Source organism: Frankia sp. AvcI1 (assembly GCF_001420875.1).
GTDB lineage: Bacteria > Actinomycetota > Actinomycetes > Frankiales > Frankiaceae > Frankia > Frankia alni.
Genome location: NZ_LJFZ01000002.1, coordinates 1 through 11,541 on the forward strand (window position 1 = coordinate 1; position 11,541 = coordinate 11,541).

Here is an 11,541-nt window from a genome sequence, read left to right on the forward strand (position 1 = left end):
GTGTGGATGACGGCGGTGAGGGGGTGGTGGGGGTCGAGGGTGTCGAGGAGGTGGTGGAGTTGGGTGGGGTTGGTGGTGTCGGTGGCGGTGATGGTGATGGTGGCGCCGAGGTTTTCGAGTTCGGTGCGTAGTGCGGTGGCGTGGGGGTGGTGGGGGCCGGTGCGGCTGGTGAGGTGGAGGTGGCGGGTGTGGTGGNGGGNGATGAGGTGGTGGGCGAGGTGGTGGGCGAGGGTGCCGAGTCCGCCGGTGATGAGGATGGTGCCGTCGGGGTCGAGGTTCCAGCCCGCCGGATCCGCCGGGTCGGCCGGATCCGTCTGGTCGGCTGGCTTGGCCGGGTCGGCTGGATGCGCGGCACCGGGTGCGGCGGTGGGTGGGGCGGTGGGCGTGGTGGCTGGGACGAGGCGTGGGGTGTGGGCGGTGCCGCGGCGCAGGGCGAGCTGGTTGTCGCCGGTGGCCTGGGCGGTAGCGACCGCTGCGGGCAGGGCGGTGCGGCTGTCGGGGTCGGCGTCGAGGTCGATGAGCAGGATGCGGTCGGGATGCTCGTTCTGGGCGGTGCGTACGAGCCCCCACAGCGGGGCGGTGGTGAGGTCGACGTCCTCGCCGGCGACGCTGACCGCGCCCGAGGTGAGCACCGCGAGGGTCGCCTCGGCCCAGCGGGGCTCGGTGAGCCAGCGCTGCAGGAGCGCGAGGGTGTCCGCGGCGGCGGTCCGCGCGCGCGCCGCAACCGCGTCAGGTTCCGTCGCCTCGCCGGGCGGGGCGGGGGCAGCGACGGCGACGAGGTTCGGCACCGCGGAGCCGGCGTCGATCCGGGCGGCCAGCTCGTCGAGGTCCGTGACGACCTCGACGGCGCCAGGGGGCTCGACGGCGCCGGAGGAGTTGCCGCCCGGCGTGGCCGGGAGTTCGGGCCAGGTCAGGGCGAACAACGAGTCGTTGCGGGGCCCGGGCGCCGAGCGGATCTGCTCGGCGGTGACCGGGCGCAGCGCCAGCCCGGCGACGGACACCACCGGGGCGCCGGTGCCGTCCACCGCGGTGAGGGCGATCTGGTCCGGCCCGCTGACCCGAAGCCGGACCCGCAGCCCGCCGGCGCCCGACGCGTGCAGCCGCACTCCGCGCCACACGAACGGCAGGCGGGTGCCGCCGGCGGTGCCGCTGGGGGCAGTTCCGCTGGGGGCAGTTCCGTTGAGGACAGTTCCGTCGAGGGCAGTCGCGGCGGACGGCAGGCCGGTCAGGTGCAGCGCGGCGTCCAACAGCGCGGGGTGCAGACCGAAGGCGCCGGCGCGGTCGAGAGCGTCCGCGGGCAGGGTGACCTCGGCGAGCAGATCCTCGCCGTCCCGCCACGCCGCGCGCAGACCCTGGAAGGTCGGNCCGTAGACCAGCCCGGCCGCGGCGAACGACGGGTAGAGATCGCCGGTGTCGACCCGAACGGCGCCCGCGGGCGGCCACACCTCCGGCGACGCCCCCGACGGCACCCCCGACGACACTGCGGCGTCCGTCGCCTCCGGGGCGCGCAGCACCCCGTGCGCGTGGCGGGTCCACGCCGCCTGCGCGGATGCGTCCTCGGCTCGCGTGTGGATGCTGACCGGCCGGAGACCGTCCTCGTCGGGTGCGNCCACGGTGAGCTGGACCTGGAGCCCGCCGCGTTCCGGCAGCACCAGTGGCGTCTCGACGATCAGCTCCTCGACGACCGGCACGCCCGTCTCGTCGCCCGCGCGGACCGCCAGCTCCACCAGGGCCGTGCCCGGCAGCACTACCGAGCCGAACACGACGTGGTCGGCCAGCCAGGGGTGGGTGCGCAGCGACAGCAGGCCGGTGAGCACCGCCCCGTCCGAGTCCGCGAGCCGCACCGTGGCGCCGAGCAGGGGATGGTCGGCGGAACCCAGCCCCAGCCCGGCGGCGTCGCCGCTGGGTGAGGTGGACGAGGCGTCCAGCCAGAACCGCCGCCGCGCGAACGCGTAGGTCGGCAGGTCCACGTGCCCGCGGCCGGATCCGGCGTAGACGGCTGCGGCGTCGAGGCCGGCCCCGCGGACATACGCCTGGGCCAGCGAGGTGTGGAACCTGGTGAGGCCGCCGGTGTCGCGGCGCAGGGTCTCGGTGATGGCGACGGGGCCGGGCAGGCCGGGGGTGTTCTCGAGGGTTTCGGCGAGGGCGGTGGTGAGGACGGGGTGGGGGCTGACCTCGATGAACAGGTCGTGGCCGTCGTCGAGCAGGGCGCGGGTGGCCGCCTCGAACAGGACGGGTTGGCGCAGGTTGGTGTACCAGTAGTCGGNGGTGAGGGCGGTGGGGTCGATCCAGTCGGCGGTGACGGTGGACAGGATCGGGATGGTGGCCGGCTGGGGACGGATGGGGGCGAGCGCGGCGAGTAGTTCCTCGCGGACGGCCTCCACCCGTGCCGAGTGCGAGGCGTAGCCCACCGGGACGTCCCTGGTACGGATGNCCTCGGCCTGCAGGCCGGCGACGAACTCGGCCAGCGGCTCCTCGGTGCCGGCGACGGCGGTGCTGGTGGGGCTGTTGAGGACGGCGACGGAGACCGCGGCGGCCCCCTCGCGGAAGCGGGCGAGCCGCTCGCGGACCTGGTCGGCGGGCAGGTTCACCCACACCACCGCCCCGGGAGCGGGCAGCGCGCCGAGGATCTGCCCGCGCAGGGCGACCACGCGGGCGGCGTCGTCGAGGGTGAGGGCGCCGGCGATGTGCGCGGCGGCGATCTCGCCCTGGCTGTGCCCGACGACGGCGTGCGGGTGGACCCCGTGGTGCTGCCAGAGCCGGGCCAGCGCGACCAGCACCGCGAACACGGCGGGCTGCGAGACGTCGACGCGGTCGAGGGTGGGCGCGCCGGGCCGTTCGCGCAGGACGTCGAGCAGATTCCAGTCGACGTAGGGGGCCAGGGCGGCGGCGACGGCATTGATGTGCTCGGCGAAGACCGGGCTGGTGGCGAGCAGCTCGCGGGCCATCGCCGGCCAGGCGGTGCCCGCCCCGGGGAAGACGAACACGGTGGTGGCGGTGGTGTCGGCGACGCCGCGCACGATGCGCGCGTCGGTGGCCGCGCCGTCCGGCGTCGCAATCCCGGCGATCACCTCCACGCCGGCCACGCCGGCCGATCCGGCCGATCCGCCGGAACCGGCGGCCAGGGCGGCGAGGCCGGCCCGGAACCCGGCCGGATCCTCGGCGACGACCACCGCTCGGTGCTCGAGTGCGGCCCGGGTGGTGGCCAGCGCCCGGCCGACGTCGACCGGGGCGAGCCCGGGATGCGCATCGACGAACGCGCCCAGCCGCGTCGCCTGCCCGCCGAGGGCCTCGGCGGTGCGCGCCGACAGCACCCAGGGCAGCGCCCGGCCCCGGACGGCCGGCCCACGGCCCGCGTCGCCGGCCCCGTCCGCCGTGTCTGCGCCTGCCGCGTCCTCGATCCCCGTGCCGCCAGTCCCCGTGCCGCCAGTCCCCGTGCCGTCGGTCCCCGTGCCGCCGGTCGCCGTGTCCCCGTCCGCTGTGCCGGCGTCCGCCGGGATCGGGCCCTGTTCGAGGATGAGGTGGGCGTTGGTGCCGCTGATGCCGAAGGCGGAGACGGCGGCGCGCCGGGGTCGGTCGGGGGTGGTGGGCCAGTCGGCGGGTTCGGTGAGCAGGGTGACGGTGCCGGCGGACCAGTCGACGTGCGGGGTGGGCGCGTCCACGTGCAGTGTCTTCGGCAGCCGGCCGTGGCTCATCGCGCCGATCAGCTTGATGATGCNGCCGACCCCGGCGGCGGCCTGCGAATGGCCGATGTTGGACTTGAGGCTGCCGAGTCGCAGGGGGCGGTCGGCGGGGCGGTCGGTGCCGTAGGTGGCGAGGATGGCCTGGGCTTCGATGGGGTCGCCGAGGGTGGTGCCGGTGCCGTGGGCCTCGANGGCGTCGACGTCGGCGGGGGTGAGGGCGGCGGCGGCGAGCGCGGCGCGGATGACCCGCTGCTGGGATGGCCCGTTCGGCGCCGTCAGCTGGCTGGACGTCCCGTCGGAGTTCACGGCGCTGCCGCGGATCACCGCGTGGATGCGGTGGCCGAGCCGCTGGGCGTCGGACAGCCGTTCCAGCACGAGCACGCCGACGCCCTCGGCCCAGGCGGTGCCGTCGGCGGCGGCGGCGAACGGCTTGCACCGCCCGTCCGGGGCCAGCCCCCGCTGGCGGGAGAACTCCACGAACATGCCCGGTGACGACATGACGGTGACCCCGCCGGCCAGGGCGAGGGTGCACTCCCCGCCGCGCAGCGCCTGGGCGGCGAGGTGGATCGCGACCAGCGACGACGAGCAGGCGGTGTCCACCGTCACCGCCGGGCCCTCCAACCCCAGCGCGTAGGCGACCCGACCCGACGCGACCGAGGTCGTGCTGCCGGTGAGCACGTACCCGTCGACGCGCTCGGGGGTCGGCTGGTGCAGCCGCGGCGTGTACTCCTGGGCGATCACCCCGGCGAACACCCCGGTCGCGGAGCCGCGCAGCGAGACCGGGTCGATCCCGGCCTCCTCCACCGCCTCCCAGGCCGTCTCGAGCAGCAGCCGCTGCTGCGGATCGGTGGCGAGGGCTTCCCGGGGAGAGATCCCGAAGAAGGCGGCGTCGAACTCCGGGGCGTCGTGGAGGAAGCCGCCCGAGCGGGCGTAGGTCCGTCCGGGCCGGTCGGGGTCGGCGTCNTAGAGCCCGTCGACGTCCCACCCGCGGTTCGTCGGGAACGGGCCGGTGACGTCGAGTCCTTCGTCGACGACGCGCCACAGGTCCGCAGGCGAGCTCACCCCGCCCGGGAAGCGGCAGCTCATCCCGACGATCGCGATCGGTTCGCGGCGGGCCGCCTCCTGCTCGCGCAGCTGCTGGCGGGTCTGGTGCAGATCGGCGGCGACCCGGTTGAGGTAGTCGCGGAGCTTCGCTTCGTTCGCCATGTGCGGTATCAGCCTTCTCGATGCGCGGAGTCGGGGCGGACCGGAGAGCACGTGCTGCCGGGCGCGGTGCGGGGGGCGACGGCGGCGCGTGGCCGGCAGGAGGAGCAGCGGCTCACGAGATGCCGAGCTCCCGGTCGATGAAGTCGAAGATCTCGTCGTCGGTGGCGCCGGCGATCTGCTCGCTCAGCAGTGCCGCGTCGNCCTCGTCGGCCAGGTCGACGAGTGCGAGCCGCTCGTCGAGGGGCTGCCTGTCCGGGACCCCTTCGCCTGGGGCCCGGCCATCCGCGGCTCGGCTGTCCGCGGCTCGGCTGTCCGTGGACCGGCTGTCCGTGGACGGGCTGTCAGGGGACCGGCTGTCTGCGAACAGGGTGTCTCGCAGGTGGGCGGCCAGGATCGCCGGCGTGGGGTGGTCGAACAGCAGTGTCGTCGGCAGGTGCACGCCGGTCTCCCGGGCGAGCCTGTTGCGCAGCTCAATCGCGCTCAGCGAGTCGAAGGCCGACTCCAGGAAGCCGCGATCCGGCCGGATCGCCGCCGCCGAGGCGTGGCCGAGGATCTCGGCCGCGGTGGTGCGGACCAGGGTGAGCAGCGCCCGGCGCTGCTCGTCGGGGCCCTGCCCGCGCAGCCGCTCGACGAGGGCCGCGGCCCGGTCCGCCGGCGGTGTGCCGGCCGCGCCGGCCGGGGTTGCCGCACCGGCCGCACCGGCGCCCACGGCCCCGCCCGCGCCGGCGGTGGAGCGCTGCGACGGCACGTGGACCAGCCCGCGCAGCAGCCCGCCGCCGGCCGGTCGGGCGGCGCCGGCCGGATCCAGCCGCGCCGGGACCAGCAGCGGTTGCGCGCCCGCGGCTGTTCCCCCTCCGATGGCCAGATCGAACAGGGCGAGCCCCTGCGCGGTGGACATCGGCGCGATGCCGGTGCGCGCCAGCCGTGCCAGGTCGGCCGGGGCGAGCTGCCCCGCCATCCCCCCGGCCTGCGCCCAGTGTCCCCAGGCCAGCGACACGGCCGGCAGCCCGGCCGCGCGGCGGTGGTGGGCCAGGGCGTCGGCGAACGCGTTCGCTGCGGCGTAGTTGCCCTGCCCGCCGTTGCCGAGCAGCCCGGCGACCGAGGAGAACAGCACGAACGCGGCCAGGTCCAGCCCGGCGGTGGCCCGGTGCAGCAGCCAGGCGCCGTCCACCTTCGGGCGCAGCACCCGGTCCATCGTCGGGTCGTCGAGCGAGGTCACCACCCCGTCGGCGAGGACCCCCGCGGTGTGCACGACGGCGGTGAGCGGATGGTCGGCCGGCACCGCCGCGACGAGCCGGCGCACGTCGTCGGGGTCGGCGACGTCGGCGGCGACGACGGTGGCCGTCGCACCCGCCTCGGCGAGCACGGCCCGCACGGCCTCGGCGTCCGGGCTGGCCGGGCCGCCGCGGCTGGCCAGCACCAGGTGCCGCACGCCGTGGTGGGTAACCAGCCGGCGGGCGGCGAGCGCGGCGAGGGCGCCGGTGCCGGTGATCAGCACCGTGCCCGCCGGGTCGAGCGGCGCGGGCAGCGTCAGCACCAGCTTGCCGGTGTGCCGGGCCAGGCTGAGCTGGCGCAGCGCCTGCGGCGCGTGCCGGACGTCCCAGCTCGTCGTCGGCAGCGGGCTCAGCGCCCCCCGGGTGAACAGGTCCGCGAGGACGGCGAGCATCTCGCCGATGCGGGCCGGATCCACCTCGAACAGGTCGAACGCCTGGTAGGAGCCGCCGTCGAGGTCCGCGGCGACGGCCGCCGGGTCCCGCAGGTCGGTCTTGCCCATCTCGACGAACCGCCCGCCCGGCGCCAGCAGCCGCAGCGACGCGTCGGTGAACGGCCCGGCCAGCGAGTTGAGCACGGCGTCGACCCCGCGTCCGTCGGTCGCCGCGCGGATGCTGTCGGCGAAGTCGAGGGTGCGCGACGACGCGATGTGGGTGTCGTCGAGCCCCTGCCCGCGCAGCACCGGCCACTTCGCCGGGCTCGCGGTGCCGAACACCTCGACGCCCCAGTGCCGGGCGAGCTGCACCGCCGCCTGCCCCACCCCGCCGGTGGCGGCGTGCACCAGCAGCGACTCGCCGGGACGCAGCCGGGCCAGACCGGCCAGGCCGTGGTAGGNGGTGAGGAAGGCGACGGGGACGCCGGCGGCCTGGCTGAACGACCAGCCCGGCGGGATCGCCGTCAGCAGCCGGCGATCGGTGACCGCCAGCGGGCCGAGCGTGCCCTGGACCAGGCCCATCACCCGGTCGCCGGGCGCCAGGTCCGACACCTGCGCGCCGACCTCGACCACGATGCCCGCACCCTCGGCGCCGATGCGTGCCCCGCCGGGATACATCCCCAGGCCGATCAGCACGTCCCGGAAGTTCAGCCCGGCGGCCCGCAGCGCGAGGCGGACCTCGCCGGGCGCCAGCGGACGCTGCGCCGCCGGCTCGGGCAGCAGGGCGAGGTTGTCCAGTGAGCCGGCGGCGGTCACGTCGAGCCGCCAGACGTCGGTGCCGGCCGGCGGGAGCAGCGCCGGCTGCGTGCCGAGCGGGGCCAGCACCGGCACGCGGATCTCCCCGTCGCGCACCGCGAGCTCGCTGTGCTCGGCGGGCCGCGCGGCGAGCAGGGCGAGCGCGGCGCGGACGGCGTCGCGGGAGGAGGCGCGGCCGTCGACGTCGAGCAGCGCCACCCGGTCGGGGTTCTCCGTCCGCGCACTGCGGACGAGTCCCCAGACGCCGGCCGCGGCGAGGTCGGCGACGTCCTCCCCGGGACCCGTCGCGACGGCCCGCTCGGTGAGGATCACCAGGCGGGATCCGCTGAACCGCTCGTCGCCCAGCCAGTCCTGCAGCAGGTGCAGGGCCGCCCGGACCGTGGCATGCGCCGCCGGCACCGGATCGGCCTCCTCGTCCGTGGGAGACTCGACGGGTGCTGTCCCGGTCGGCCCGACCGCGGCAGACCGATGGATGACCAGGGCCGGCACGTGGCCGCCCGCGTCGATCTCCGCGCGCAGCGCGGCCAGGTCGGCCAGGTCCGCCAGGCTCGGCAGGTCCGCCAGGCTCGGCAGGTCGGCCAGGTCGGCCAGGTCCGCCAGGTCCGCGGCCGGGGGCACCACCTGCCAGTCCAGCCGGAACATCGCGTCGCCCGCGCCACGGCCGGCGACCGCCCGGCCCGCGTCGGCCAACACCTGCGTGGCGACGGGGCGCAGGCTCAGCCCGCCGATCCTCGCCACCGGCTCGCCGGCCGCATCGTCAACGGCCAGCCGCACCGTGTCCGGGCCGGTCGGGGAGACCCGCACCCGAAGCGACGAGGCGCCGCGCGCGGCGAGCGTCACGTCCTGCCAGGCGAACGGCAGCCGGATGCGCCCAGGGTCGGCGTCGGGACCGGGCAGCAGCCCGACGACGGCGTGCAGCGCCGCGTCCAGCAGGGCTGGATGCACCTCGAACCGATCCCGCGCGCCGGCCGCGTCCGGCAGCGTGACCTCGGCGAGCACGTCGTCGCCCTGCCGCCAGGCCGCCCGCAGGCCGCGGAAGGCCGGTCCGTACTGGTAGCCGTCGCCGGCCAGCCGCGGGTACAGGCCCGAGACGTCGATCGAGACCGCATCCGGCTGCGGCCATGCCCCACCGCGGTCGTCCGCCCCACCGCGGTCGTCCGCCCCACCGCGGTCGTCCGCTGCGGCGCCGTCGTCCGTGCGCAGGAAGCCGGTGGCGTGTCGCTGCCACGGGCCCGGCGGGTCGGTCTGGTCGGCGACGGGACGGGCGTGGACGGTGACCGCCCGGCGCTCGACCCCGTCGGGCCCGCCGCCGCCGGCCGGATCGACCGGTGCGACCAGAACCTGGACGTCGAGCGTCCCGGCTGCGGACAGGGCCAGCGGGGCGGTGAGCGCGAGCTCCTCCACCCGGTGGGCGCCGCAGTGCCGGGCCGCGCTCAGCACGAGGTCCAGCAGCGCGGTTCCCGGCAGCAGCACCGTGTCGCGCACGGCGTGGTCGGCCAGCCAGGGCAGCGCGGCCGGGTCCAGCCGGCCGGTCAGCACCAGGCCGCCGTCGGCCAGTTCCACCGCGCCGGTGAGCACCGGGTGCTGCGGGCCGCCCGCGCCCGTGCCGAGGCCTGCGCGGTCCGCCGTGCGGGTCGGTGCGTCCAGCCAGTAGCGCTGCCGCTGGAAGGGATAGGTGGGCAGGTCCGTGTGGCGCGGCCGGCGGCCGTTGAACGCCGCCGACCAGTCGACGGCGACCCCGTCGACGTGCAGCCGGGCCAACGCGGTGGTGAACGAGCGGACCTCCGGACGGTTCGCGCGCAGCAGCGCGACGACTCTGGGCGCCGGGCCGACAGCCGCGTCCGATGCCGGCACGGCGCCGTGGACGGCCGACTCGTTGACGACCGGTTCGTTGACGGCCGACTCGTTGACGACCGGTTCGGTGAGAGGCGGTTCCGCGGAACCGGGNTCCGCCAGGGCCTGTTCCGCCAGGGCGGAGAGCACCGCGTCGGGGCCCAGCTCCACGTAGGTGGTGATGCCCAGGTCGGCCAGCGTGCGGATCCCGTCGTGGAAGCGGACCGTGCCCCGCAGGTGGCGCACCCAGTAGTCGGGGTCGGTCAGCTCGGCGTCGGTCGCCACTCGTCCCGTGACGTTCGAGATGACGGGGATCGTCGGCGGGTGCAGCGTCACGCCGGCGACGACCTCGCGGTACTCGGCGAGGACCGGGTCCAGGTGGCCGGAGTGGAACGCGTGGCTGACCCGCAGGCCGCGCACCCGGTGGCCGGCGTCGCGCCAGCGTCGGCCGATCTCGTCGACGGCGTCGCGATCGCCGGAGACGACCACCGAACGCGGCCCGTTGACCGCCGCGATGCCGATGGTCCCGGCCGCGTCGGCGAGCAGCCGGCCGATCTCCTCCTCGGTGCCCTCCAGTGCGGCCATCGCGCCGGTCGCGGGCACGCTCTGCATGATCCGGCCCCGCGCGGCGACCAGCGTGGCCGCGTCCGGCAGGGACAGCACGCCGGCGAGGTGGGCCGCGGTCAGCTCGCCGACGGAGTGGCCGATCAGGTAGTCGGGCCGCAGCCCGTAGGACTCCGCCAGCCGGTACAGCGCGACCTCGAGGGCGAACAGCGCGGGCTGGGTGATGGCGGTGGCGTCCAGCTCCTCGGCCGCGGCCGACCCGGGCTCGGCGAACATGAGCTCGCCGACGGACCGGCCGACCGCGCCGTCGAGATGCGCGGTGACCTCGTCGAGCGCGGCGGCGAAGACGCGCGACGCGGCGTACAGCTCCCGCCCGGCACCGGCGCGCTGGCTGCCCTGCCCGGTGAACAGCAACGCGGTGCGGCCCGCCGGCCCGGCGACGCCGACGACGACGTGTGCCGCCGAGTCCCCGGCGGCGAGCGCCAGCAGTCCGGCGCGGTGCTGCTCCGGGCCGTCGCCGACGACGACCGCCCGATGCGCGAGCAGGGCCCGGGTGGTGGCCAGGGCGTGGCCGACGTCCGCCGCCGAGGGGCGGTCCGCCTCCCCGGCCGAGGCGGCGACGTGCTCGGCGAGCTGCGCCGCCTGTGCCCGCAGCGCCGACTCCGAGTGCGCGGAGAGCACCCAGGGCAGCGCGTCGGCACCGGTGGTGGCGGCCTCGGCCGGTTCGCCGTCGGCCGGCCGATCTTCGGCCGGTCGATCTTCGGCCGGTGGAGCGGGCTCGGGCTCGGCGACGTCCTCGGGGGCCTGTTCGAGGATGAGGTGGGCGTTGGTGCCGCTGATGCCGAAGGCGGAGACGGCGGCGCGCCGGGGTCGGCCGGGGGTGGTGGGCCAGTCGGCGGGTTCGGTGAGCAGGGTGACGGTGCCGGCGGACCAGTCGACGTGGGGGGTCGGCGCGTCGACGTGCAGTGTCGCGGGCAGGCGGCCGTGCCGCAGTGCCTCGACCAGCTTGATCACGCCGGTGACCCCGGCGGCGGCCTGGGTGTGACCGATGTTGGACTTGAGGCTGCCGAGTCGCAGGGGGCGGTCGGCGGGGCGGTCGGTGCCGTAGGTGGCGAGGATGGCCTGGGCTTCGATGGGGTCNTCGGTGCCGTAGGTGGCGAGGATGGCCTGGGCTTCGATGGGGTCGCCGAGGGTGGTGCCGGTGCCGTGGGCCTCGACGGCGTCGACGTCGGCGGGTCGGAGGCCCGCGGCGGTCAGCGCGGCGCGGATGACCCGTTGCTGGGACGGCCCGTTCGGCGCCGTCAGCCCGTTGGAGGCGCCGTCGGAGTTCACCGCGCTGCCGCGGACCACCGCGAGCACGTGGTGGCCCAGCCGGCGGGCGTCGGACAGCCGTTCCAGCACCACCACGCCGACGCCCTCGGCCCAGGCGGTGCCGTCGGCGGCGGCGGCGAACGGCTTGCACCGTCCGTCCGGGGCCAGGCCGCGCTGGCGGGAGAACTCGGTGAACATGCCCGGTGTCGGCATGACGGTGACCCCGCCGGCCAGGGCCAGGGAACATTCCCCGCCGCGCAGCGCCTGGGCGGCCAGGTGGATCGCGACCAGCGACGACGAGCAGGCGGTGTCCACCGTCACCGCCGGGCCCTCCAACCCCAGGGTGTAGGCCACCCGGCCGGAGACGACCGAGGTCAGGCTGCCGGTGAGCACGTAGCCCCCATAGCCCTCGGGCGCCTCGACGAGCCGCGGGCCGTAGTCGTGCGGGGTGACGCCCGCGAACACGCCGGTGGCGGTGCCCCN

At 76.6% G+C, this 11,541-nt stretch carries 1 protein-coding gene and 11 pseudogenes; all 12 read right to left on the bottom strand.

From position 1 onward, the window contains the following. On the bottom strand, positions 1-195 hold a 195-nt coding region (locus tag UK94_RS37190), incomplete at both ends, for a KR domain-containing protein (RefSeq protein WP_235486364.1). Positions 196-200: 5 nt separating this feature from the next. Then, positions 201-1,364 (bottom strand): annotated as a pseudogene (locus UK94_RS37195) (polyketide synthase dehydratase domain-containing protein); the annotation flags it as partial. Between the two features lies 1 nt (position 1,365). Beyond that, a pseudogene (locus UK94_RS37200) lies at positions 1,366-1,608 on the bottom strand (hypothetical protein); the annotation flags it as partial. Between the two features lies 1 nt (position 1,609). Continuing rightward, positions 1,610-2,266: pseudogene (locus UK94_RS37205) on the bottom strand (polyketide synthase dehydratase domain-containing protein); the annotation flags it as partial. Between the two features lies 1 nt (position 2,267). After that, a pseudogene (locus UK94_RS37210) lies at positions 2,268-2,433 on the bottom strand (hypothetical protein); the annotation flags it as partial. Between the two features lies 1 nt (position 2,434). Then, positions 2,435-3,718 (bottom strand): annotated as a pseudogene (locus tag UK94_RS37215) (acyltransferase domain-containing protein); the annotation flags it as partial. A 1-nt stretch (position 3,719) separates the two neighbouring features. Further along, positions 3,720-3,874 (bottom strand): annotated as a pseudogene (locus tag UK94_RS37220) (hypothetical protein); the annotation flags it as partial. A 1-nt stretch (position 3,875) separates the two neighbouring features. Beyond that, positions 3,876-4,646 (bottom strand): annotated as a pseudogene (locus UK94_RS37225) (polyketide synthase); the annotation flags it as partial. Between the two features lies 1 nt (position 4,647). Beyond that, positions 4,648-4,889: pseudogene (locus tag UK94_RS37230) on the bottom strand (polyketide synthase docking domain-containing protein); the annotation flags it as partial. A gap of 2,107 nt (positions 4,890-6,996) precedes the next feature. After that, positions 6,997-9,297 (bottom strand): annotated as a pseudogene (locus UK94_RS37235) (polyketide synthase dehydratase domain-containing protein); the annotation flags it as partial. A 1-nt stretch (position 9,298) separates the two neighbouring features. Beyond that, a pseudogene (locus UK94_RS37240) lies at positions 9,299-10,881 on the bottom strand (acyltransferase domain-containing protein); the annotation flags it as partial. A 7-nt stretch (positions 10,882-10,888) separates the two neighbouring features. Beyond that, positions 10,889-11,540: pseudogene (locus tag UK94_RS37245) on the bottom strand (polyketide synthase); the annotation flags it as partial. Position 11,541 lies beyond the last annotated feature (1 nt).